Genomic DNA, 22,235 nt, shown 5'->3' with positions numbered 1-22,235 from the left:
GGCTTCACTTTTTAATCTCTCCTTGCAGTGCTTTATTTATAACCGGAAGAATTAAGAAATCGTCATTTGAGAAAAAAAGCTATCCATTACTGGATAGCCTCTGCTGTCTGTTTAAAATGATGTGCTTGCGTAAGTAATTCTTTCGCATGCTCCGTCGTTAAATCTGTGATTTCCACACCAGAAATCATTCGAGCTATTTCTGTTACTTTATCCTCCATAGTTAAAACAGTAACTGATGTAATTGTCCGATCATTCGCTACTTGTTTTCGAATAAATAAATGTGAATCTGCCATTGAAGCTACTTGAGGTAAGTGCGTAATACAAAGTACTTGCGAGTTTACTGATACTCGATAAATTTTTTCCGCAATAGCCTGCGCGACCCGGCCACTCACACCCGTATCCACTTCATCAAAAATAACAGATGCAACTCCTTGATGCTTAGAAAAAATGCTTTTTAAAGCTAAAATGATACGAGATAACTCTCCGCCAGAAGCAACCTTTGAAAGTGGTTTTAGCGGCTCTCCTGGGTTCGTTGAAATATAAAATTCCACATGATCGTAACCATCCGCCGTAAGTCTTACCGGCGCACCTTCCACAAGGGGCTCTTCTGCATTTCCTTCTCTCTTCATAATTCTCACTTCAAATTTCGTTTTTTCCATATATAATTCTTTTAATTCCTGATGAATTGCATTTGTAAGGTGTTCTGCAAGTTCATGACGCATATTACTTAACAACGTTGCTTCTTTCAGAATAACACTTTCTAATTCCTTCAACTGTTTCTTCGTCGTTTCAATATGAACGTCTTTATTTTCAATCGTAAAAATTTCCTGTTCAATTTTATCAGCATACGCTAAAATCTCTTCTACAGTATTTCCATATTTTCTCTTTAGCATACGAATTTCATTCAAACGTGTTTCGATTTCATCTAAACGATTTGGATCATATTCCATCATATCGAGCTTTTCTCTCAGTTGATAGGCAACCTCTTCTAATAAGTAATAGCTATTTGCAATTGAATCATGATTTTCCTGATACACTTCATCTAAATGTGTAATACTTTCCATTTGCCCCATTGCACTTCTTACATTATCTAACCCTTGTCCGTCGGCACTTAACGAACGATATGCATCACCTAACGCTTTATAAATCTTTTCAAAATTAGAAATTTGCAATCGTTCCTCAGTTAATTCATTTTCTTCATCCATCTTTAAATCCGCCTTGCGAATTTCTTCATGCTGAAATTGAATTAAATCTAAGCGATGTGCCATTTGTTGCTCATTTTCACTTAACGATTTCAATTGTTTTTTTAATTTTTCATAGTCAGCGTATACGTTTTGATATATGTCTAATTGTTTAACGATTCGATCCCCATCAAAGTGATCAAGCATAAACAGATGTCGTTCTTCATTCATTAAATCTTGCGTTTCGTGCTGTCCATGAATATCAACAAGTGTTTTCCCAATTTCTTTTAATATGCTAAGTGTAACAAGCTTCCCATTTACACGACATACACTCTTCCCGTTCGCAGCAATATCACGCTTTAAAATAATCATGCCATCTTCTATTTCTATATCTAACTCTTCTGCCTTTTCAATACATGGATGCTTCTCATCTTCAACATAAAATAGCCCTTCAATCTCAGCCTTTTCTGTTCCATATCGAACAAATTCTGCTGACCCACGGCCACCTACAAGTAAACTAATTGCATCAATAATAATCGATTTTCCGGCCCCTGTTTCACCGCTTAAAACCGTTAAACCTTTTTGAAAAGAAATATTTAATGCTTCAATAATAGCAAAGTTTCTAATCGATAATTCCGATAACAATGCCCCATTCACCTCGTTATAAAATAATCCCTTACTAAAGGATTTTCTCAGTTCTTCATTCAAATAATCATGCTATATATTTGTATGTATATACTCTTCTAACCCGCTTCATTGTACCAAACATTTGTTTTACGGGTCAATCCATCTATTTTCTAACTTTATGCAAACAAAATATTATATTACAATTGAAAATTCATATTTTTAACCAATAAAAATATCTTGTTCACTTTCCACTTTACGATGGAAAGCAAACAAGATTTTTTGTTACAACATATTTAAGAAACGATCAGAGACAACACCTGTATCGTCAGGTGTACGGCAAATAATTAAGCAAGTATCATCACCACAGATGGTTCCGATGATCTCATCCCACTCTAAATGATCAATAAGTGCTCCAAGTGAATGAGCGTTACCAGGCAATGTTTTTAGCACAAGCATATGTCCTGCCGTGTCTAATTTTACAAATGAATCCACTAGATTTCGTTTTAATTTTTGTAACGGGTTAAATCGTTGATCTGCTGGCAAGCTATATTTATAGCGCCCATCATGTAATGGCACCTTCACTAAGTGCAGTTCTTTAATATCGCGCGATACTGTTGCTTGCGTTACATTAAATCCCTCATTACGTAAAATATCAACTAATTCATCTTGTGTTTCAATTTCTTTGTTTGCAATAATTTCCCTGATTTTAATATGGCGCTGACCTTTATTCATACATTTGCACCTCACACTATCTCTTACCATAGTTTAAACATTGGTATACTTCACTTATTTATGTTAACTTATAATTCGTTTCTTGTACACAATTGTTTTTACAATCATTATACAATTACAGCAAAAAGAGGAACAACATATGTTATTCCCCTTTCCCTTTTTGTTTTAGAACTTCATGCGCTTCTGTAACAACTTGCTCTATAGAAATCGGAGAATGATTTTCGCCATTCTCACGTTCACCATGCCATTTCAGATGAATTAAAAATTCAATATTACCATCCCCACCCGTAATTGGTGAGAATGTTAAACCTTCCACATCATAGCCTTCTTTTAAAGCAAACTCGACAATCATTTCTACAACAGCTTCATGTACTTTTCTATCGCGAACGATACCTTTTTTCCCAACTTGCTCTCTTCCAGCTTCAAACTGCGGTTTAATTAACGCTGCTACATCTCCGTTAGGCATAAGCATTGTTTTTAAAACTGGCAGTATAAGCTTTAATGATATAAATGAAACATCAATACTTGCAAATTGAGGTAAACCACGTTCTAAGTCTGCTGGTGTCACGTAACGGAAGTTTGTTCGTTCCATTACAACAACACGCTCATCTTGACGTAATTTCCACGCTAGTTGATTGTATCCTACATCTAATGCATAAGATAATTTCGCTCCATTTTGAAGCGCGCAATCTGTAAAGCCACCAGTTGATGAACCAATATCTATCATAACTTTATCTTGTAAATCAAGATGAAATGTCTCTAATGCCTTTTCAAGTTTATAACCACCACGACTTACATACGGCATAACTTGTCCCTTCACCGTAATCTCAGTATCTTGCGAGATTTTCTCTCCTGGCTTATCAAGTCTCATCTCATTCGCATATACGAGTCCGGCCATAATGGCGCGCTTTGCTTTCTCACGCGTTTCTATAAGTCCTCGCTCTACTAATAGTACATCTACTCTTTCTTTTTTTACGCTCATTTGTTACGCCCTTTTTTGTTTTGATGGAATCATTGTATGAATACGGTCTACAACAGCATCTGTCGTTAAACCAATTTCTTCTAATAATTTTGTTACACTTCCGTGCTCTATGAAGCGATCTGGAATACCCATTCGTTCAACTAATGCACTATGGTAACCATTTTCAGATGCAAATTCAACTACTCCTGTTCCAAAACCACCGATTAAACAAGCTTCTTCAATCGTTAAAATCGGTATATTCTTTCCTAGAAGATCATGTAAATATGCTTCATCCATTGGTTTAATAAAGCGAGCATTCACTACTTTCACTGAAACCCCAGCTTTTTCAAGACGCTCAGCTGCTTCCATTGCCATTGGTATTGTCGTACCAAACGTTAAAATAGCTGCTTGTGTACCCTCTTTTAACGTCTCCCATGTACCGATTGGAATCGCCTTTAATTCTTCATCCATATGAACGCCAAGTCCATTACCGCGCGCATAACGCAATGCGATTGGTCCATCTTCATATTGCATCGCCGTATAAACTAAATGTTGCCCTTCATTTTCATCTTTCGGCATCATAAGCACCATATTCGGCAAGTGACGTAAGAATGAGATATCAAATACGCCTTGATGCGTTTCACCATCTGCTCCTACTAATCCCGAACGATCTATTCCGATGAAAACATTTAAATTTTGGCGGCATATATCATGAACAACTTGGTCATATGCTCTTTGTAAAAATGTTGAATAAATCGCTAAGAATGGCTTCATTCCTTGCGTTGCCATACCTGCTGCCATTGTTGTAGCATGCTGTTCTGCAATACCTACATCAATCATACGATCTGGGAATTCTTTTTGGAATTTCTCAAGTTTTGATCCAACAGGCATTGCAGGTGTAATTGCTACGATACGCTCATCTGCTCTCGCTAGCTTAAGTACTGTTTCACTAACGACAGCACTCCATGCTGGTGCAACTTCTTTCGGCTTAACGAAGTCACCTGATTCAATTTTATAAGGTCCTGTTCCATGCCAAGTTCCAATAACGTCACTCTCAGCCGGTTTATAACCTTTTCCTTTTTTCGTAATAACGTGAACGAGTACTGGGCCTTTTGTTTTCTTTGCATATTGCAACGTTTCGAATAACTTTTCATAATCATGCCCATCGACTGGACCTAAATATGTAAAGCCTAACTCTTCGAAAAAGACACCAGATACTAGTAAATATTTAAGACTATCTTTTATTTTCTCTGCTGTCGCAGCCACTTTCCCGCCAACTGCTGGGATTTTCTTTAATATATACTCTAATTCATCTTTTACCCAGTGATATTTTCCTGCGGTACGTAAACGACCGAGCACATTATGAAGCGCACCAACGTTTGGTGCAATTGACATTTCATTATCATTCAAAATAACAATCATGTCTGTTTTTTCATGTCCAATATGGTTCAATGCCTCTAAAGCCATTCCGCCTGTTAAAGCACCATCTCCAATAATTGGTATAACATATTCTTTCGTTTTCTTTAAATCACGTGCCAGAGCCATTCCCATTGCAGCCGATAACGAAGTCGAGCTATGACCAGTTTCCCATACATCGTGCTCACTCTCACAACGTTTCGGGAAACCACATAGACCTTGATATTGCCTTAATGTACCAAACTCTTTCGCGCGTCCAGTTAAAATTTTATGTACATAGGATTGATGTCCTACATCCCATAAAAATTTATCTTGCGGGCTATCAAATAATTTGTGCAGAGCAATTGTGAGTTCTACTACACCTAAATTAGGTGCAATATGTCCACCTGTTTGAGAGAGCTCTTCAATTAAAAACTTACGAATATCCTCACTCAATCCCTCTAGTTCACTGATAGACATATCTTTCAAAAAACTAGGGTTTTGAATTTGCGTTAGATCCACATGGATCACTCACTTTCATTTCATAATCTGTCAACATGTCAAATATTATAAAAAACATTTACACAAAACAAGAAATTCTCTTTTCTATTTTTCGTCTTGTCCCGCTATTAACCAGTCTATTGCGCCTTAATCCTATTATAAACCATATTTCTTCAGGCGATGAAAAAAATAGCCGCTAACACGAAGTGATAACGGCAATGTAATCTACATATATTTTTGCCAATAACAAGAAAAGAAAAACCTTTTCCTACATTTATATCATAAAATGATGAATGACTCAACAAATGAAAACGCTGTTATATTAGTTATTACGTTTTGCAATCAAATCGCAAATAGATAGTAAATATTCATCTTGTAATTGCAAGGAGCTAATCGCACCTTTTGCTTCTGCAATTGTTTCTTCTAAAATATCCTTTGCTCTATCTACAGTAAACAACGTCGTATATGTGCTCTTTTCATTAGAAAGATCGCTACCAATCGGTTTTCCAATCTCTTCTTCAGTTCCTTCGACATCTAAAATATCATCTCGAATTTGGAAAGCTAGACCGATATATTTGGCAAACGTAAGCAACTTTTCTTCTTGCTCTTCTGTCGCATCAGAAAGTATCGCACCCGCAAGTACAGCAAATTCAAGTAGTTTTCCGGTCTTATGTTTATGGATGTACTCCAATTCATCAATCGTAAGGCGTTTCCCTTCCGCTTCCATATCTGCCACTTGTCCGCCAACCATCCCTTCTGGTCCTGCTGCTTTTGCGAGTTCAAGTACAAGTCTTACTTTTTTTTCAGCAGAAATTTCTTTTTGCTCATATGCCATAATAACTTGAAAAGCGTATGTCAATAAGCCATCTCCTGCTAAAACTGCCATCGCTTCACCAAATACTTTGTGATTTGTGGGCTTTCCTCTTCTTAAATCATCATCATCCATACAAGGTAAATCATCATGAACTAACGAATATGTATGAATCATTTCAAGAGCACAAGCTGCACCTACTCCAAGATTTCTTTCTTTCCCAAACGCTTGTAATGTTGCAAACAAAAGTAACGGGCGGAGACGTTTTCCACCCGCTTCCAAAGAATATGCCATCGCTTCACGAAGTACATTTGGACATTGTAATCCATTTGCATAGCTTACAAGTTTTTCTTCTACGAAAGTTTTACTTTCTTTCAAAAAAGTATCAAAAGCAATCGTCACTATGCTTCATCTCCTAAAGCAGTAAACGGTTCAAGCTCTCCATCTTCCCCAAGAATAACTGCCATTTGTTCTTGTACATTCTTCAGCTTCTCATCACAAAGCTTAGATAATTCCATACCTTCTTTAAAATAAGAAATCGCTTCTTCTAAAGGTACGTCACCTTGTTCTAGCTTAGAAACAAGATGCTCAAGTTGCGAAATTGCCTCTTCAAAGCTTAATTTATTTTCCATTATTCAATTCACGCTCCTCTATGCCTGATACGCTACAATCTAGTATTCCATCTTGTAATTGAACTGAAACAGCATCTCCAAGGCTTACATCTTTCACACTTTTTAACACTTGCTTCTCTTCATCATATACAAGCCCGTACCCTCTCATCATTACTTTAAGCGGACTTAATGCTTCAAGTTTTTGAGCAGCTCTTACAAAGGCAAATTCTTTCGTTTGAAGTAACGTTTGCATTTCACGTTGTAATTGCTTTTGCAACGTTTCCACAGCTACCTTCGTTTGCATAATTTTTTGAGATGGGTGGTGCTTCTCTAAATAAAATGAAAGTTGCTTTAACTGATTCACCTTTTTATCAATATAGCGCTCTTTCGCTAAAACAAGCTGTTCTAGCGCTCTATCTAATTGCTCTTCCTTTTGCTCATATACTTGTCTTGGATAACGGAACGCATACGATTTTTGCAACACTTGTAGTTTTTCTTCTTTTTTATGTACTAACTCTCTCATTGCTCTTTGCAATCTCAGAGTTCTTTGTAATACCTTTTCTTGTAACTCTATAATGTTAGGTGCTGCCAGCTCAGCTGCTGCGGTCGGTGTTGGCGCGCGTAAATCTGCAACAAAATCTGCGATTGTAAAATCCGTTTCATGGCCTACTGCCGAAATAATAGGGATTTCACTCTTAAAGATTGCTCTTGCAACCATTTCCTCATTGAAAGCCCATAATTCCTCAATAGAACCTCCACCACGACCAACGATTAGTACATCTATCTCTCCCATTTCATTCGCTGTACGAATCGCTTGTACAATCGAGGGAGCCGCTGACTCCCCTTGTACAAGTACCGGAAATACAATAACATTCCCAATTGGATAACGACGTTTAATCGTTGTTATAATATCACGAATCGCTGCTCCTGTTGGCGACGTAATCACACCTATTGTTTTAGCGTAAGGAGGAATCGCTTTTTTATAAACTTGAGAAAAAAGTCCTTCTTCTTCTAAACGAACTTTTAACTGTTCGTACGCTAAATGTAAATTTCCGACTCCGTCAGGCTGCATGTCTTGAATATAAATTTGATAAGAACCACTCGCCTCGTAAACAGAGATTTTTCCTTTCACGAGTACCTTCATCCCATTTTCCGGTTTGAATTTAATATTACGATTATGGCCCGCAAACATAACCGCTGCGATTCTTGCATTTTCATCTTTCAATGTAAAATACATGTGGCCACGGCTATGATTTTTAAAGTTGGAAATTTCACCTTTTAACCAAACAGACTGCAAATGCGGATCATATTCTATTTTTGTTTTTATATAGCGTGTTAACGCTGTAACGGTTAAATATTGCTTCTCCATTTCTCTCTCCTCATAGCCGAATCAAATTATTTACAAACGACACCTGCACGTTTGGCAGATTCAACAGTATTATGAAGAAGCATTGTGATTGTCATTGGACCAACACCCTTTGGAACAGGTGTAATGTAACCCGCAACATCTAACACGTTGTCAAAGTCAACATCACCACAAAGTTTTCCTGTTTCTAAACGGTTAACACCAACGTCAATTACAACCGCTCCTTCTTTAATATAATCCGCTGTTATCATTTTAGGTCGTCCAACAGCTACGATTAAAATATCAGCTAACTTCGATAACTCTTTCATATTTTGCGTCTTAGAATGACAATATGTGACAGTTGCATTTTCATTTAAAAACAATTGCCCCACTGGTTTACCGACAATATTACTTCTTCCAATTACCACTACATGTTTTCCAGAAATATCAAGATTTGTTTCTTTTACTAATTCTACAATACCATGCGGTGTACATGGAAGGAATGTATCTTGTCCCGTCATCATGCGTCCCACGCTGATTGGGTGAAATCCGTCTACATCCTTTTCTGGTGAAATTCTTTCAATGATAGCTTTTTCTTCAATATGTTTTGGTAAAGGTAATTGCACTAATATACCATTAATACGGTCATCGCCATTTAAGCGATCGATTTCAGCAAGCAAACGTTCCTCAGTAATTGTTTCAGGAAGTTCAATTAGCTCTGAGTAAATCCCTACTTGTTCACAGCCTTTTTCTTTTCCTTTCACATAAGAACGAGATGCTGGATCTTCTCCAACTAAAATAACTGCTAATCCTGGTACAATACCTTGCTCTTTCAACTTCACAACTTCTTCTGTTAATTGTGCTCGTTTTTTCTCCGCAACTTCATTTCCTTTGATGATTACTGCTACCATTTTAAGATTCCCCCTTAAAGAATTTACAGTGTATCTTTTATATTAGATAAAACGCCGTTAATAAAACGACGAGATTCCTCATCCCCAAATGTTTTAGCAATTTCAATTGCTTCGTTAATTGTTACGTTGTGTGGAATTTCTTCCATGTATTTCATTTCATACACAGCTACACGTAAAATACTGCGATCAACAATACTAATACGCTCAAGCTTCCACTTTTTTAAATTTTGACGAATCGCTTCATCGATTGCTTCTTTATTTTCTACAAAACCTACTACAAGTGACTCTAGAAACTCATTTGTTTCTTCGCCTTCATCTAGCGTGTTTTCCACTGCTACTTTCGGTTCTAATTCACCTGTAATATCCATTTGGTATAATGCTTGCATTGCTCTTTCTCTAGCCGTCCTACGTTTCATTGTAACTCTCCTTTATGCTTCAAGTCTTTCCTTATACTTTGTTATATTATTATAATTTATAAGCCGTCAATTCACTTACTCTTACAGTTTTCATTGATTTTCCAACCTTATAATACAATGATAATAACACAATTTATCGTTTCACACACGGGTTACAAGGCTGAAAAATAATAAAAAGATTAACTTCAAGTTCCATATCTTATCACAATGTACGTTTTTTGGAAAAACGACACATTTTCTTGTTTATTTCTTATTTTTTGAAATAGTATAATAATTAGAGGGTTGTAATTTGTGAAGAAATGAAACGATAAAAAAGATGCCTATGTTACTAGGCACCTTTTCATTCTTACACTGGTTCGATTTCTGTTTTTTGTGTTTCGAATGTTACGCCAACGATGTGAACATTGACTTCTTTTGGCTCAAGTCCTGTCATTGTAAAGAGTGCTTGGCGAATATTGTCTTGAATCTTTTGTGCAACAACTGGAATTGCTACACCAAAATACATTACAACATAAAGGTCAACGATAATATCTTCGTTTGCTAATTCAACCTTTACACCTTTACCATGATTTTTCTTACCTAACTTCTCAACAACATCTGTAGCAAAATTACCGCGCATTGCCGCTACACCTTCTACTTCAGCAGCTGCAATACCTGCAATTACTTCAATTACTTCTGGTGCAATTTCTACTTTACCAAGAGTTGTATCTTGACCCATATCTAACATATGTTCAGCCATGAAAAAAACCTCCTTTAATGTATCACTGCGTCACAAGTTCATGCTCTTCCAAAAATTTCGTATTAAACTCACCTTTTACAAAATCAGGATGATCTAGCAATTGCAAATGGAACGGGATTGTTGTATGTACGCCTTCAATGACAAATTCACTAAGTGCGCGCTTCATTTTTGCAATTGCCTCTTCACGTGTTTTTCCGTGAACAATTAATTTAGCAACCATCGAATCATAGAAAGGTGGGATTGAATATCCCGGATATACAGCTGAATCGACGCGAATACCAAATCCTCCTGGTGGTAAGTACATTTCTACTTTACCTGGAGATGGCATAAATTTTTTGGCAGGGTTTTCCGCATTAATTCGACATTCAATTGCCCAACCATTAAATTGTACTTCTTCTTGCTGTAACGATAACTTTTCTCCTGAAGCAACAAGAATTTGCTCTTTAATTAAGTCCATTCCCGTTACCATTTCAGTAACCGGATGCTCAACCTGAATTCTCGTATTCATCTCCATGAAATAAAAGGTTTTCGTTTTATATTCATAAATAAACTCAACCGTACCAGCACCTGTATAATCAACCGCTACCGCCGCTTTAACTGCCGCTTCACCCATCTGCTTGCGAATATCTTCATCAAGTGCAGGTGATGGACTTTCTTCTAATAGTTTTTGCAAACGGCGCTGAATTGTACAATCACGCTCTCCTAAATGAATGGCATTTCCGTGTGTATCTGCCATTATTTGAATCTCAACATGGCGGAAATCTTCAACGTACTTTTCTAAGTATACACCAGGGTTCCCAAAAGCGGTACTAGCTTCTTGCTGTGTAATTTGAATTCCTTTTATAAGCTCTTCTTCATAGCGTGCAACACGAATACCTTTTCCGCCACCACCTGCAGTCGCTTTAATAATAACTGGATATCCAATTTGATTAGCAAGCTCGATCGCTTCTTCGGTATTTTTAATAATCCCTTGTGAACCTGGTACAATCGGAACCCCTGCTTCTTTCATTGTATCACGAGCAACGTCTTTTGTGCCCATCTTTGAAATAGCTTCTGGACTTGGACCGATAAAAATCAAGTTACATTCACGGCATAACTCTGCGAAATCTGCATTCTCTGCTAAAAATCCGTATCCCGGATGAATAGCATCGCAGCCTGTTAACTTCGCAACGCTAATAATGTTTGTCAAATTTAAATAGCTTTCTTTCGAAATCGTTGGTCCTACACAATACGCCTCGTCTGCAATCTGTACGTGAAGTGACTCTTTATCTGCTTCTGAATAAATTGCAACTGTTTCAATATCCATTTCTTTACAAGCACGAATAATTCGTACAGCAATTTCCCCACGATTGGCTATTAATACTTTTTTTATCATCACAAAGACTCCCTTATTACGCTTTTACAAGAAATAGCGGTTGTCCATACTCAACAAGTTGTCCGTTATTAACAAGAATTTCAACAATTTCGCCCTCTACATCAGCATCAATTTCGTTAAATAACTTCATAGCCTCGACAATACATACGATAGAATCTTTCGATACTCTATCCCCAACACTTACATATGGAGGGGTATCAGGCGAAGAAGAAGAATAGAATGTACCTACCATCGGTGATGTGATTTTATGTAGGTTTTCATTTTGAACAGCCTTCTTCTCTTCTTGTTTTGGTGCTTCTGCTTGTGCTGCTGCTACTTTCGTTTCAACTTCAACAGGCGCTACTGGTTGCATAGCTTGTTTTGCTGCAGGTGCTTGCACAGCAACAACTTCATTACCACGCTTTTTCATTTTGATTGTTGTACCGTCTTTTTTGTATTCAAATTCATCAATATTAGAGCTATCAATTAATTTAATTAATTCGCGAACTTCTTGAATTTTAAACATGTAAAATCCACTCCCATACTCTTGTTTGTCCCGTTTTTACAGATTCTCGTCACGAAAACTAGATTGACTGTAAAAATACGATGTACTCTATTAGAAAATATATTTCATTAACTAATAGAAATATTTACTATTTCCATCTTACGATAAATTTTTTAAACATTCCAATTTATATTTCTTTATAATAAATCGAAATTCCTGTAAAAATATTATTCCAATAAAAAATTAATACCTAGTAATAATACCAAGTTTCACATGAAATTGGCAAGACCACTTCTAAAAAAACATTCACTACTTTTTCAAAACGTTACACAGCAAACATGCCATTCCCTCTCCACTCTTCACCACACCTATAGTCAATAACATATTTTTACCAAATATTATTTTTTTGTTTACACGCCGTTCATCATTCCTTCATATAAGAATAGTATGTTCAAAGTGTAGAAAATATATTGTGTCGAGGTGTGGAAATATGATATGGCTCATTCTCTTTTTACCTGCCGTAATCGTTTGGGCATGCGTTCTTTTCATCCACGTCAAATCCGGAAAAAGTAATCATCAGTACCATGAACCACTAATCTTTTACTCACAACGTATTTCTCCGTTCCGAGTTGAACATAGTAAAAATAATTACAAAGACGAAATAGAAAAAAGCTATCGAAAATGATAGCTTTTTTCTATTCACACGTACTTACATACTCTTTTTACTATTTGCATACCCCTTGCTTAGTAAAAGATAATAATCCGCAGGGAAATCCCTACGGATTAAAGTTTCACTTATTTCGCTGGTGGATCAAATTTCACACCTACATCTTTTGATCCGCCTTCACTTCTTACAAGTTGAATAATTTTATTTGCTTCTTTCTGTGAATGTTTTGCCGCTTTAACTGTTACTCTAATATCAGTACCATCAGCTCTTACAAGAGCATCTGGATATCCTCCTTGAGATTTAATTACTGTCTCAAGTAATTCTTGCTTCGTTTCCATTGTAGTGATTGCATCAAAGTTATCTTTCGCTTTACTCTTTTCTGTCGCTGAAGATTTCGAAGAATTCATCACTTCTTGTAATTTTGCTTTCTCTTCACTACGCTGATCTTCCATTTGCATACGTAAAGCTGTGAAATTCTCATCACTTGATTGAACTGATACATTGCCCTCTTTTTTACTTGTTTCTTTTTTTGCATTTTCTTTTTTGTCTGTTTCTTTATTTGTTGTTTCTTTGCTTGTATTTTCTTTTTTCGGAGTTTCTTTAGGCGCTTCGTTTGTTACTGCTTTATCAGTACCTTGTTTTTCTTGTCCAATCTTTTCACCTGTTGCTGGCGATGCTGTATTCATTTTGTCAGGAGTTGTCACGTAATACACAGATAGTACAACAACTAAACTTAACATCGTTAATAACCAAACTGTTTGTTTTTTTAACACTTTATTTCCTCCCTATCAATTTTTCGGTGAAACTGAAACGCGATGGGCCGGTACATCTAGCAGCCTTATCACAGCTTCTTTTACCATTGCTTTAACTTGTATATTATCCACTCCCTTTGCTACGACAAGAACACCACGTACTTTCGGCTTCTCTGTTCGTAAAACAACAGGAGTTTCTTTATCCCCTTCACGTATAATGACAGTCTTTTCATCAAGAGACTCGTCCTCTACTTCTCTCTTACCGCCTGTTTTATCTGTTTCACCTGTTGTTTGTGAGCGTTTCACTGTATTTTTTTCTAAAATTTTTTCTTCAGATGAATCCAAATTCACTTTAATCGTTACGTCTTTTACTCCTGCTATTTCTTCTAAAGCAGTTTTTAATTCTTGCTCATACGCTTTTTCATATTTTTCTACATTTGACATACTATCATTACTTTTTTGTCCGAAAGTTGGTACGTCTTTTTCTTGGTTTTGAGTTTTTTGTTCTTTAAATACAGGTACTTCTTCTTTTTTACTTGAAAAGAGACTACTAGAAAACATAAGCAAAATTCCAAGTATGAGTAGGACAAGTAAAAACTTAGGTGTTACCTTTTTACCCTTCTCGTTGCTTTCTTTTTGATCCCCATTCAATAAGTTTCGAAAAAATAAGAACTTCGAATTTTTATCTTTATTGTCCATTTACTCTACCTGTCCTCCCTTCCATTTGAACTTGGATTTGTTTATTCTCTAGTTGCCACCTGCTTGAAAAGAAGTCTTTCATTTCTACATTCGTTTCCTCTACTTTTTTCGGTGGTTCTTTCGTGTTAATTTCAACTGGTTTTACTGTTTCGATTGCATCATTTTTACTACGTTCTTTTTCTTTTAACGTCACAACAACAGATTGAATATCTTTCGCTGACTTTACTTCCGCTGTGCTTTCCGCTGCGACTATTTGTATTTCAGAGACTGACATACCATACTGTTTCTCAAACTCTTTTCCTACTTCTTTTTTCATTTTGGTAGCCATCTCTTCTAAACTATATGCACGTGTTAGAGCTTGTATTTCTTTTTTCTTCGAATCTATTGAATTTTTTACAGATCCTTCTGCTACGTACTTTTCTTCATTAAAATTTGCAATTACTTCATTTACATCTGTCTGCAATAGTTTAAAAAGAGGTGTTAAAATTAATACGACTAACAAAAGACTTACAACGAATTTAACGTATTTTTGCAAATTCGAATTTGGAAGAATAAGATGAAGCATTGTCGCTAAGAGCAAAAAAACGATAATATTTCTGATCCACTCTGTAACAAATTGCATACTCTTCACCTCCTACCGCATCATAAGTGTAATATTCCCCGCAGCAATAATAATTGTAATACTTAAAAAGAACATAAATGATACGATAGCTAAGCAAGCAAATACGTAAATGATGCTTCGTCCAATAATGTCTAAGCATTGAATAATTGCTCCGCCGCCAACCGGTTGCAATACTGCTGCTGCGAATTTATAAATAAATGCGATACAGAAAATTTGAATCGCTGGAAAAGCAACAATTAAACATAAAATGACGAGCCCAATAATTCCGACTGTGTTTTTCAATAATCCTGATGCGCTAATAACAGTATCTGCCGCTTCTGTAAACATCCTTCCAACTACTGGAATGAAGTTCCCTGTTACAAATTTAGCAGTTTTCACAGCTATTCCATCAGCAACGGCTGTTGCTGTTCCTTGTACAGATAATACCCCTAAAAAAATCGTTAAAAAGATACCGATAATCCCAACGCTAACGTTTTGCAGAAGCTTGGACAATTTCGTCACTTTATATTGATCACTCATTGTACTTACAATACTTAATATCGTTGCCAGTAATAAAAGCGGTAGAACGATATAATTCATAAGAAGCCCGCTTGTATTCATTAAGAAAATGATAATCGGATGAAAGAAAGATACAGATACAACCCCGCCACCAGTCGCTATAAGCGCCAATAAAATTGGCAATAGCGCTAATATGAAATCTACCATTGTTTGTATCGTTTCTCTTGCATATGTCATAACGACATAAAAACTATTTAAAGCAAAAATAATAAGTACCATATATACAACAGCATCAGCAATTTTACTTACACTACTTTTTGAAAAAGCGGATTGCAGTGATTGCAACAATGCACTAAAGATTGTGAGCATAATGAGTGTGCCAAGCAGTTTTCCATTAGCTGCAAGCTCATGAAATAAATATTTTAATAACCCTATCATCCACTCTTTTAGAGAGAATTCTTTTTCTCCCTTTACAAACTCCATAAAACTCCCTTTTTGACTCTCTGGCAAATAGCCTCCATATTTTGTAACAAGCCCGTCCCAAAATTGCTTCACATCTTCAATTCCGAGCTTATCCAATTGTTGATCAACGACGTTTGTTTCTACAGGAGAAGCTTGTACAACAACTGGTAAAGAAAAGAAAAGGAAGCAAGCAAATAGCAGCTTAGCTCCAAACCTCCTCAACATTCACTCCCCCTTATCCCGTCGGTAAAAATCCGAGAATAGTTTCAATTACAACCGTCAAAATAGGAATTGCCATAACGAGAATTAAGATTTTCCCAGCAAGTTCAATTTTCGAAGCGATGGCACCTTGACCAGCATCTTTTGTAATTTGAGCTCCAAACTCGGCAATATAAGCAATTCCAATAATCTTTAGTAACGTTTCCACGTAGACGTTACTAACTTTCGCTTCACTCGCAACTCTCTCAATCATTTGTAAAATAGAATGAATTTGATCGATTAAAATAAGAAACATCACGCTACCTACGAACACAATAAATAAAGATGTAATACTAGATTTATGCTGGTTCAAAACAGCAGCTAAAAACGTAGCAACGAGGCCTAATCCGACAATTTGTATAATTTCGATTCGAACCGCCTCCTTTACTGGAAGAGAAAGACACTTTTAATCTTGTCGAATAGCGTATTAATTAAAAATGCAACATGAAATAAAATGACGACAAAACCGACAAGGATAACCCAATTTGCAATATCCTCACGCTTCAATTCTTTTAGTACAGTATGAATGAAAGCTAAAACAATGCCGATTCCGGCGATTTGAAATATTAATCCAACATCAATGGACATCGCCTTTCTCCCCCCTATAGCAGTAAAATTACAATAAGTAGCCCTGCTAGTACCCCTAAGCTCTTAATCATTTTTTCGTATTGCAGTTGTAAAGCTTTCGCTTCCTCTTCTTCTCTCTCCAAATGTGTAATACATAAGCGAATATGTTTTTGTTGTGATTCACGATCATGTTGCCCGAGGGTTTCACCAAATTGCTGCAGTATTTCATACTCGGTTTGTTGAAAAGCCGTCAACTTCCAATTCTCTTTCAAACTATCTATCCAAGCTTCCCTTACCGTTTGTTCTCCACTTTCTAGTTTTTTAGCGAAACTTTGAAATATCCAATTTAATGGCTTTGGCATTTGTTTAACTAATCGCTCGGCAGCCTCAGATAAAGGTGTGTGTCCATACATAATTTCTGCCTCTAATGATTGAAGTGCTGATTTTAATAACCTAAGTTGCCTCGGCCTCTCACTGTATCTTTTAGCGTACGAAAACCCGAAAAAGGTGCTGACCGCAACGATTAACACTGCACCAAATATTTTCACCATACGCCCTCAGCCTTTCTATTTGATAACACTGGTTTTCCATATTTATCTTTCACCTGCATAACCGTTCCTGGACCCCTCGCTTTTGACAACTCCACAAACCTATCAAATATACCAAGCTCTAGCACTGCCTTGAGCGATGGACGTCTCACAACATCCTCATAGGAAAATCCGTGTGCGCTTATAAAAAGCTGAACCCCTGCATGCACTGCCTCCATAATTGCTTCACTATCTTCTTTACGGCCAATTTCATCTACGATCAAAATATCAGGACTCATAGAACGAATCATCATCATCATTCCTTCTGCCTTTGGACATGCGTCTAACACATCGACTCGGGTACCAAAATCATATTGCGGGATCCCTTTTACACAGCCAGCAATTTCTGACCGTTCATCAACGATCCCCACTTTACAGGAAGGAATTTCGGAAGCACTTACCCCTTGACTCATGCAACGTGCTACATCTCTTAAAAGCGTCGTTTTTCCCGTTTGGGGAGGGCCAATTACCATCGTGTTTAACCACCTTTTTTCATACAAATATGGCAAAAGCGGTTCAGCAATCCCTATTTTTTGACGAGCAATACGAATATTAAAGGAAGAGACATCACGAATCATTTTCACTGCGCTTTTTTCTGTAATGACTTTTCCTGCTAACCCGATTCTATGCCCCCCGCGAAGCGTCACATACCCACGTTTTAATTCCTCTTCCATCGTATAAATTGAGAATTGACTTAATTTATTCAATAAGTAAATAGCATCCTCTACAGTAGTGATATAGTCATAAAAAAACACCTTTCCGTGTGCAATACACTCTAGCGGCCTTCCAATTCGAACACGAATTTCCTCTAAAGCATCGTATTGCTTACATTCTTCAATTAAGTACTTCATCGTTTTTGGTAAAACTTCTAATACCTCTTTCATCGGCTTCTCCCCACTATACTCGACTTACTATTTCAGTAATGCGATAAAAATACAGCAAATTCCAAGCGCTAGAAAAAAGAGCTTCAAGAAAGAAATTTCACTTGCTACACTCGCTATCCCAATTGTCATTGTTAAAATTAATACGGTAGGTCCAACAAACGCCAACATACCATTTATAAACAACGCTTTCTTCGCATCATTCACATAAAGCATAAGCAAAGCAGCAAATATCTCCGCACTACCTGAAAATAATCGAAGTGCCCCCATAACAAGCACGGATGTTTCCATTGCCGCTAGCCACTGTTTCATTCTTCCACCTTCTCCCGTAACAGTTACTAACTTCGTATTCTAAAAAAGAATATATTTGTACAACCATATGCAGAGGTTGTCTATTTCAGAAGTAAAAACATAATTTTTCTCTAAAGTCTGAATTACAATCTGAATATTCATATTACTTCATGGTATATTATGGTATATTTAGTTTAAAAGGGGTTTAAACCATGCAGCACGTCACTTTATTACCACTAGATTTATGCTATACAAATGTGATTTTCGAGCTATCAAGTGATCCACATATAAAAAATGCATTGGGGATAACGGTAGAAAACATCGAAGACACGAAAACATTTCTTCTTTTCGCAATAGAAGAAGAGCGTCAAAAGAAATCCTTATCGAGAATGATTGTGAATGAAGAAAATGAAATAATTGGCCTCACCACACTTAAACATATTAATAATGAAAAAAAGCAATCTCACATTGGTAGTTGGATTGGCTATCCATACTGGGGAAAAGGCTATAACGAGGCTGCTAAAAAAGAAATCTTTAAAATCGCCTTTTTAGACTTACAACTTTCCTACGTATTTGCTGGTGCTAAAACGAATAATATCCGCTCACTAAAAGCACAAGAAAAACTACCCTATATTTCATTGCATGTGGAAAACAAGTTTCCAGACGAACACGCTGCACTAGAGAAAGAAGTAAGGTCACCTTGCTCTCTGCATGTCGTGTCACGTGAAAATTTTTTAAACTGGTTGAAATTACAGAATGAGGAGGAAAAATATGAAGGCATTGAAAATTAGTTTAACCGTTGTAGTAGAATTAGCTCTTATTTATCTTTTTTCATTATTAGTCGGTTGGTCATTTATAGAGACCTTTTTCCTTGGTAGTTTAGCAATATTTGCAATTATGTGGTTAATTATTATGAGTAACCATAGAAATAACATTACAGATCACGCAATTAGTAAAACATTAACTGGCGTTGAGACTGGCGAAATAAAACCATTTCAAATTGTTTTGACTCCATCTATTATGGGTACCCTTTCACTTGTTTTAGTCAGTTTTATAATAACAGCTATTTACTATCTACCCTATTTCCTATAAAAAAAGCACTCGTGAATTATCACGAGTGCTTTTTTACTATGCACGAGAAACGTATTTACCTTCACCAGTGTTGATGATAAGCATTTCGCCTTCGTTAATGAAGATTGGTACTTGTACAACAAGACCAGTTTCTAATGTAGCTGGTTTTGTTACGTTAGAAGCAGTATCACCTTTAATACCAGGCTCTGTTTCTGTAACTTGTAATTCAACTGTGTTTGGAAGTTCAACACCAAGTACTTCGCCTTGGTAAGTCATAATTGCTACTTCCATGTTTTCTTTTAGGAATTTAAGCTCGCGCTCGATTTGTTTTTCACCAAGTTCGATTTGCTCATAAGTTCCGTTATCCATAAATACGTGAGCCTCACCGCTTGCGTATAAGTATTGCATACGACGGTTTTCGATGTGTGCTTTTTCTACTTTCTCACCTGCACGGAATGTTTTCTCTTGAACAGAACCTGTGCGAAGATTACGTAGTTTAGAACGAACGAATGCAGCACCTTTACCTGGCTTTACGTGTTGGAAATCAAGTACTTGCCAAAGGGCATTGTCCACTGAAATTGTTAAACCTGTACGAAAATCGTTTACTGAAATCATGTAAAAAAATCCTCCTGTGTATTACAAAATAATAAGTTCTTTTGGTGATTTCGTAATTACTTCATTACCTTCACTTGTCACAATGATATCATCTTCAATACGTACGCCGCCAATACCTGGAATATAAATACCTGGCTCTACTGTTACAGCCATACCTGGTTCAAGTACTGTATCAGAACGGAACGCTAAACCTGGTGCTTCATGGATTTCAAGACCTATTCCATGACCAGTAGAGTGTCCAAAGTATTCACCATATCCTTTTTCCGTTATGTAGTCACGCGTTAGCGCATCAGCCTCGCGACCTGTTAAACCAGCTTTAATACCGTTCACACCACGTAGTTGTGCTTCTAAAACGATATTATAAATTTCTTTTAATTTATCAGATGGTTCACCGACTGCAATCGTACGAGTAATATCAGAACAATATCCTTTGTAATAAGCGCCGAAGTCTAATGTAACGAAATCTCCTGTTTCTATCACTTTTTCAGATGCCACGCCGTGCGGTAATGCCGAACGAAGACCTGAAGCAACGATAATATCAAACGAAGAAGATGTTGCTCCTTGTTTTCTCATGAAAAATTCAAGTTCATTTGACACTTCAATTTCAGATACTCCCGGGCGAATGAATGATAGAATATGCTCAAAGGCAGCATCTGCAATCTGTGCAGCTTCCTTTAATATCTTAATCTCTGAATCAGTCTTTATCAAGCGTAACTTTTCTACAAGTCCAGAAGTCGGGATAAATTCAGCATCAATCGCTTCCTTATGCACTGAATAAGAACTATATGTAAGAGTATCTTGCTCAAAACCAAGTTTTTGAATTCCAAGCTCTTTCACTTGCTTTGCCACTTCATCAATGATCAATCCTGCGTGCTGTACAACCTCATATCCAACCGCTTGTTTACTTGCCTGCTCGACGTAACGGAAATCTGTAATAAATTGAGCACGATCTTTTGAAATAAGAACAACGCCTGCTGTTCCTGTGAAGTTAGCCATATATCTACGACTATGTTCATTTGTTAACAAAATACCGTCAATGCCAGCCTCATCAAATGCACTTCGTAATCTTTCAATTTTCTCCATTACTTTATGCCTCCCTCAATTTCTCCATTAATGCAAATAACGCTAACTTATAGCCATAAAAACCAAATCCTACAATTTGACCTGCACAAACAGCTGCCGTCACAGATTCATGACGGAACGATTCACGCTGATGAATGTTAGAAATATGTACTTCAATAACAGGAATCGAAATGCTCGCAATGGCATCACGAATCGCATAGCTATAATGCGTAAATGCTCCCGGATTTAAAATGATCCCTTCATATATATCTTCCGCTTCATGAATAATGTCGATAATCGCACCTTCATGATTCGATTGGAAACATTCTAACTCCACTCCCATTGTTTCTGCTTCTTGCTTCATATCTGCTTCAAGTGTCGCTAGCGTGCCCTTTCCATATACATTTACCTCACGAACACCGAGGCGATTTAGGTTAGGACCGTTTACGAGGAGTAACTTTTTCATATTCTTAAAACTCCTTAATATTAAATATCTATACAATATTTTAACATAGGAGTTACTTATTTGAATAGTTCGTCTTCTCTTGCCCTTCTTGTTCTGCTTTATTGCTATTTACTGCGTAAGAAACAGAATATGCTATAAACACACCATACAATATAAAAATACATATTGTCGTCACAATTGTCTCTTTTGGTAAATGGAGCGCACTTTTAATAACAGGAGCCATTAAACCCATCCCCAAAAACAGTAGTGCCCACCAAAATAGCCCATAAATAATTCCCGCTATAATCCCTTCAAACTTCGCAAAAAATGCTTTATACAAAAAGGCGATCAAAATTGAAAGAAGTCCCATACACACTATTCCGAACACATTGCCCCATACACCCTCTTTCCAACTTCCAAACGCAAATGGTAAAAGGAAATAATTCGGTCCCGCCTCCGTGAATGAAAATATATGAAGGAAATACCAGATCCCGCCCCAAAAGATTCCACCAAACAAACCAATCTGCACAAAATTCCTTGTTCCTAATTGTTCTTGACTCACATCGACACCTCCGCTCAATAGTATGCCCGAAACTATTTTGAAGCATGTTTAAATCCTGCGAAATTTGTCTATAAAAAGAATAAGAAATGTCCGACTCTCATAACATT

At 36.7% G+C, this 22,235-nt stretch carries 28 protein-coding genes; 3 read left to right on the top strand and 25 right to left on the bottom strand.

All coding sequences use genetic code 11. The features are described from left to right. Nucleotides 1-86: 86 nt before the first annotated feature. The 12 genes from recN to accB all read right to left on the bottom strand — a co-directional run bounded on the left by recN (nucleotide 87) and on the right by accB (nucleotide 12,110). Complete coding sequence (recN, locus tag M1D66_RS06565) at nucleotides 87-1,826, bottom strand: DNA repair protein RecN (protein ID WP_000947767.1); 1,740 nt, start codon at nucleotides 1,824-1,826, stop codon at nucleotides 87-89. Between the two features lie 264 nt (nucleotides 1,827-2,090). After that, entirely contained in the window at nucleotides 2,091-2,540 is a 450-nt protein-coding gene (gene argR, locus M1D66_RS06560; protein ID WP_001032580.1) for an arginine repressor ArgR, read from the bottom strand. A 142-nt stretch (nucleotides 2,541-2,682) separates the two neighbouring features. Next, nucleotides 2,683-3,522, bottom strand: a complete 840-nt coding sequence (locus M1D66_RS06555; RefSeq protein WP_000111875.1) for a TlyA family rRNA (cytidine-2'-O)-methyltransferase — start codon at nucleotides 3,520-3,522, stop codon at nucleotides 2,683-2,685. 3 nt (nucleotides 3,523-3,525) lie between these two features. Next, on the bottom strand, nucleotides 3,526-5,418 hold the full coding sequence (dxs, locus tag M1D66_RS06550) for a 1-deoxy-D-xylulose-5-phosphate synthase (RefSeq protein ID WP_000366452.1): 1,893 nt from the start codon (nucleotides 5,416-5,418) through the stop codon (nucleotides 3,526-3,528). A gap of 301 nt (nucleotides 5,419-5,719) precedes the next feature. After that, nucleotides 5,720-6,610: a (2E,6E)-farnesyl diphosphate synthase gene (ispA, locus tag M1D66_RS06545; protein ID WP_000150380.1), complete on the bottom strand. Its 891-nt coding sequence runs from the start codon at nucleotides 6,608-6,610 to the stop codon at nucleotides 5,720-5,722. After that, on the bottom strand, nucleotides 6,610-6,840 hold the full coding sequence (xseB, locus tag M1D66_RS06540) for an exodeoxyribonuclease VII small subunit (RefSeq protein ID WP_000428423.1): 231 nt from the start codon (nucleotides 6,838-6,840) through the stop codon (nucleotides 6,610-6,612). The genes ispA and xseB overlap by 1 nt, the downstream gene beginning before the upstream one ends. Beyond that, a complete protein-coding gene (gene xseA / locus M1D66_RS06535) occupies nucleotides 6,830-8,188 on the bottom strand; it encodes an exodeoxyribonuclease VII large subunit (RefSeq protein WP_000415249.1) in 1,359 nt (452 codons plus the stop codon). The genes xseB and xseA overlap by 11 nt, the downstream gene beginning before the upstream one ends. Nucleotides 8,189-8,214: 26 nt before the next feature. Then, the gene (gene folD, locus M1D66_RS06530) at nucleotides 8,215-9,075 is read right to left on the bottom strand and encodes a bifunctional methylenetetrahydrofolate dehydrogenase/methenyltetrahydrofolate cyclohydrolase FolD (RefSeq protein WP_000226732.1); all 861 of its coding nucleotides are present in this window, start codon (nucleotides 9,073-9,075) and stop codon (nucleotides 8,215-8,217) included. A gap of 23 nt (nucleotides 9,076-9,098) precedes the next feature. Next, entirely contained in the window at nucleotides 9,099-9,491 is a 393-nt protein-coding gene (gene nusB / locus M1D66_RS06525) for a N utilization substance protein NusB (protein WP_000830247.1), read from the bottom strand. Between the two features lie 346 nt (nucleotides 9,492-9,837). After that, the gene (locus M1D66_RS06520) at nucleotides 9,838-10,230 is read right to left on the bottom strand and encodes an Asp23/Gls24 family envelope stress response protein (RefSeq protein WP_000807630.1); all 393 of its coding nucleotides are present in this window, start codon (nucleotides 10,228-10,230) and stop codon (nucleotides 9,838-9,840) included. A gap of 22 nt (nucleotides 10,231-10,252) precedes the next feature. Next, on the bottom strand, nucleotides 10,253-11,605 hold the full coding sequence (gene accC / locus M1D66_RS06515) for an acetyl-CoA carboxylase biotin carboxylase subunit (protein ID WP_242555063.1): 1,353 nt from the start codon (nucleotides 11,603-11,605) through the stop codon (nucleotides 10,253-10,255). Nucleotides 11,606-11,621: 16 nt separating this feature from the next. Beyond that, a complete protein-coding gene (gene accB / locus M1D66_RS06510) occupies nucleotides 11,622-12,110 on the bottom strand; it encodes an acetyl-CoA carboxylase biotin carboxyl carrier protein (RefSeq protein WP_000472859.1) in 489 nt (162 codons plus the stop codon). Between the two features lie 469 nt (nucleotides 12,111-12,579). On the opposite strand from accB, the gene M1D66_RS06505 reads away from it, so the two are divergent. Beyond that, nucleotides 12,580-12,774 (top strand): hypothetical protein, encoded by a 195-nt coding sequence (locus tag M1D66_RS06505; protein ID WP_000638000.1) that lies wholly within the window; start codon nucleotides 12,580-12,582, stop codon nucleotides 12,772-12,774. A gap of 110 nt (nucleotides 12,775-12,884) precedes the next feature. Here the strand turns inward: M1D66_RS06505 and M1D66_RS06500 are convergent, their stop codons facing one another. The 9 genes from M1D66_RS06500 to M1D66_RS06460 are packed head-to-tail and all read right to left on the bottom strand — an operon-like array spanning nucleotide 12,885 to nucleotide 18,394. Then, nucleotides 12,885-13,529: a SpoIIIAH-like family protein gene (locus M1D66_RS06500; RefSeq protein ID WP_000914709.1), complete on the bottom strand. Its 645-nt coding sequence runs from the start codon at nucleotides 13,527-13,529 to the stop codon at nucleotides 12,885-12,887. A 15-nt stretch (nucleotides 13,530-13,544) separates the two neighbouring features. Beyond that, nucleotides 13,545-14,207, bottom strand: a complete 663-nt coding sequence (gene spoIIIAG / locus M1D66_RS06495) for a stage III sporulation protein AG (protein WP_242555062.1) — start codon at nucleotides 14,205-14,207, stop codon at nucleotides 13,545-13,547. Then, nucleotides 14,197-14,829 (bottom strand): stage III sporulation protein AF, encoded by a 633-nt coding sequence (gene spoIIIAF / locus M1D66_RS06490; RefSeq protein WP_001161052.1) that lies wholly within the window; start codon nucleotides 14,827-14,829, stop codon nucleotides 14,197-14,199. Before spoIIIAF ends, spoIIIAG begins: the two co-directional genes overlap by 11 nt. A 12-nt stretch (nucleotides 14,830-14,841) precedes the next feature. Then, nucleotides 14,842-16,014 (bottom strand): stage III sporulation protein AE, encoded by a 1,173-nt coding sequence (spoIIIAE, locus tag M1D66_RS06485; RefSeq protein WP_000946110.1) that lies wholly within the window; start codon nucleotides 16,012-16,014, stop codon nucleotides 14,842-14,844. Between the two features lie 10 nt (nucleotides 16,015-16,024). After that, nucleotides 16,025-16,408: a stage III sporulation protein AD gene (gene spoIIIAD, locus M1D66_RS06480; RefSeq protein WP_077393170.1), complete on the bottom strand. Its 384-nt coding sequence runs from the start codon at nucleotides 16,406-16,408 to the stop codon at nucleotides 16,025-16,027. 23 nt (nucleotides 16,409-16,431) lie between these two features. After that, nucleotides 16,432-16,635 (bottom strand): stage III sporulation protein AC, encoded by a 204-nt coding sequence (spoIIIAC, locus tag M1D66_RS06475; protein ID WP_000020914.1) that lies wholly within the window; start codon nucleotides 16,633-16,635, stop codon nucleotides 16,432-16,434. Between the two features lie 14 nt (nucleotides 16,636-16,649). Continuing rightward, nucleotides 16,650-17,165, bottom strand: a complete 516-nt coding sequence (gene spoIIIAB, locus M1D66_RS06470) for a stage III sporulation protein SpoIIIAB (protein ID WP_000238702.1) — start codon at nucleotides 17,163-17,165, stop codon at nucleotides 16,650-16,652. Next, nucleotides 17,159-18,085: a stage III sporulation protein AA gene (spoIIIAA, locus tag M1D66_RS06465; RefSeq protein WP_086386149.1), complete on the bottom strand. Its 927-nt coding sequence runs from the start codon at nucleotides 18,083-18,085 to the stop codon at nucleotides 17,159-17,161. The genes spoIIIAB and spoIIIAA overlap by 7 nt, the downstream gene beginning before the upstream one ends. A 27-nt stretch (nucleotides 18,086-18,112) precedes the next feature. Next, nucleotides 18,113-18,394 carry a YqhV family protein gene (locus M1D66_RS06460; protein ID WP_000816050.1) on the bottom strand — a complete coding sequence of 94 codons (282 nt, stop codon included), beginning with the start codon at nucleotides 18,392-18,394 and terminating at the stop codon, nucleotides 18,113-18,115. A 191-nt stretch (nucleotides 18,395-18,585) separates the two neighbouring features. Between M1D66_RS06460 and M1D66_RS06455 the strand changes: the two genes are divergently transcribed. After that, complete coding sequence (locus M1D66_RS06455) at nucleotides 18,586-19,164, top strand: GNAT family N-acetyltransferase (RefSeq protein ID WP_001164986.1); 579 nt, start codon at nucleotides 18,586-18,588, stop codon at nucleotides 19,162-19,164. Beyond that, nucleotides 19,145-19,465 carry a hypothetical protein gene (locus M1D66_RS06450; protein ID WP_000645571.1) on the top strand — a complete coding sequence of 107 codons (321 nt, stop codon included), beginning with the start codon at nucleotides 19,145-19,147 and terminating at the stop codon, nucleotides 19,463-19,465. Before M1D66_RS06455 ends, M1D66_RS06450 begins: the two co-directional genes overlap by 20 nt. Nucleotides 19,466-19,501: 36 nt before the next feature. On the opposite strand, the gene efp is transcribed toward M1D66_RS06450, so the two are convergent. Genes efp through M1D66_RS06430 form a run of 4 tightly spaced genes read right to left on the bottom strand, consistent with a single transcriptional unit; the run spans nucleotide 19,502 to nucleotide 22,128 of the window. After that, nucleotides 19,502-20,059: an elongation factor P gene (gene efp, locus M1D66_RS06445; RefSeq protein ID WP_000626516.1), complete on the bottom strand. Its 558-nt coding sequence runs from the start codon at nucleotides 20,057-20,059 to the stop codon at nucleotides 19,502-19,504. Nucleotides 20,060-20,080: 21 nt separating this feature from the next. Then, on the bottom strand, nucleotides 20,081-21,142 hold the full coding sequence (gene pepQ / locus M1D66_RS06440) for a Xaa-Pro dipeptidase (protein WP_000411040.1): 1,062 nt from the start codon (nucleotides 21,140-21,142) through the stop codon (nucleotides 20,081-20,083). Nucleotides 21,143-21,146: 4 nt separating this feature from the next. After that, nucleotides 21,147-21,587, bottom strand: a complete 441-nt coding sequence (aroQ, locus tag M1D66_RS06435) for a type II 3-dehydroquinate dehydratase (protein ID WP_000735140.1) — start codon at nucleotides 21,585-21,587, stop codon at nucleotides 21,147-21,149. Nucleotides 21,588-21,639: 52 nt separating this feature from the next. Beyond that, nucleotides 21,640-22,128, bottom strand: a complete 489-nt coding sequence (locus M1D66_RS06430; protein WP_000076881.1) for a YqhR family membrane protein — start codon at nucleotides 22,126-22,128, stop codon at nucleotides 21,640-21,642. Nucleotides 22,129-22,235 lie beyond the last annotated feature (107 nt).

It is taken from the genome of Bacillus sp. PK6-16, from assembly GCF_056530295.1.
This window is presented reverse-complemented; position numbering and strand designations above follow the sequence as displayed.

Excerpts from the sequence above, each read along its gene's own strand:
- spoIIIAE (WP_000946110.1), bottom strand. The coding sequence starts at position 16,014 with ATGTTGAGGAGGTTTGGAGCTAAGCTGCTATTTGCTTGCTTCCTTTTC.
- M1D66_RS06460 (WP_000816050.1), bottom strand. The coding sequence starts at position 18,394 with ATGAAACAGTGGCTAGCGGCAATGGAAACATCCGTGCTTGTTATGGGG.
- M1D66_RS06520 (WP_000807630.1), bottom strand. The coding sequence starts at position 10,230 with ATGGCTGAACATATGTTAGATATGGGTCAAGATACAACTCTTGGTAAA.
- spoIIIAA (WP_086386149.1), bottom strand. The coding sequence starts at position 18,085 with ATGAAAGAGGTATTAGAAGTTTTACCAAAAACGATGAAGTACTTAATT.
- M1D66_RS06505 (WP_000638000.1), top strand. The coding sequence starts at position 12,580 with ATGATATGGCTCATTCTCTTTTTACCTGCCGTAATCGTTTGGGCATGC.
- xseB (WP_000428423.1), bottom strand. The coding sequence starts at position 6,840 with ATGGAAAATAAATTAAGCTTTGAAGAGGCAATTTCGCAACTTGAGCAT.
- argR (WP_001032580.1), bottom strand. The coding sequence starts at position 2,540 with ATGAATAAAGGTCAGCGCCATATTAAAATCAGGGAAATTATTGCAAAC.
- xseA (WP_000415249.1), bottom strand. The coding sequence starts at position 8,188 with ATGGAGAAGCAATATTTAACCGTTACAGCGTTAACACGCTATATAAAA.
- spoIIIAG (WP_242555062.1), bottom strand. The coding sequence starts at position 14,207 with ATGGACAATAAAGATAAAAATTCGAAGTTCTTATTTTTTCGAAACTTA.
- spoIIIAF (WP_001161052.1), bottom strand. The coding sequence starts at position 14,829 with ATGCAATTTGTTACAGAGTGGATCAGAAATATTATCGTTTTTTTGCTC.
- pepQ (WP_000411040.1), bottom strand. The coding sequence starts at position 21,142 with ATGGAGAAAATTGAAAGATTACGAAGTGCATTTGATGAGGCTGGCATT.
- folD (WP_000226732.1), bottom strand. The coding sequence starts at position 9,075 with ATGGTAGCAGTAATCATCAAAGGAAATGAAGTTGCGGAGAAAAAACGA.
- accB (WP_000472859.1), bottom strand. The coding sequence starts at position 12,110 with ATGTTTAAAATTCAAGAAGTTCGCGAATTAATTAAATTAATTGATAGC.
- M1D66_RS06555 (WP_000111875.1), bottom strand. The coding sequence starts at position 3,522 with ATGAGCGTAAAAAAAGAAAGAGTAGATGTACTATTAGTAGAGCGAGGA.
- spoIIIAB (WP_000238702.1), bottom strand. The coding sequence starts at position 17,165 with ATGGTGAAAATATTTGGTGCAGTGTTAATCGTTGCGGTCAGCACCTTT.
- M1D66_RS06455 (WP_001164986.1), top strand. The coding sequence starts at position 18,586 with ATGCAGCACGTCACTTTATTACCACTAGATTTATGCTATACAAATGTG.
- nusB (WP_000830247.1), bottom strand. The coding sequence starts at position 9,491 with ATGAAACGTAGGACGGCTAGAGAAAGAGCAATGCAAGCATTATACCAA.
- efp (WP_000626516.1), bottom strand. The coding sequence starts at position 20,059 with ATGATTTCAGTAAACGATTTTCGTACAGGTTTAACAATTTCAGTGGAC.
- M1D66_RS06450 (WP_000645571.1), top strand. The coding sequence starts at position 19,145 with ATGAAGGCATTGAAAATTAGTTTAACCGTTGTAGTAGAATTAGCTCTT.
- aroQ (WP_000735140.1), bottom strand. The coding sequence starts at position 21,587 with ATGAAAAAGTTACTCCTCGTAAACGGTCCTAACCTAAATCGCCTCGGT.
- accC (WP_242555063.1), bottom strand. The coding sequence starts at position 11,605 with ATGATAAAAAAAGTATTAATAGCCAATCGTGGGGAAATTGCTGTACGA.
- spoIIIAC (WP_000020914.1), bottom strand. The coding sequence starts at position 16,635 with ATGTCCATTGATGTTGGATTAATATTTCAAATCGCCGGAATCGGCATT.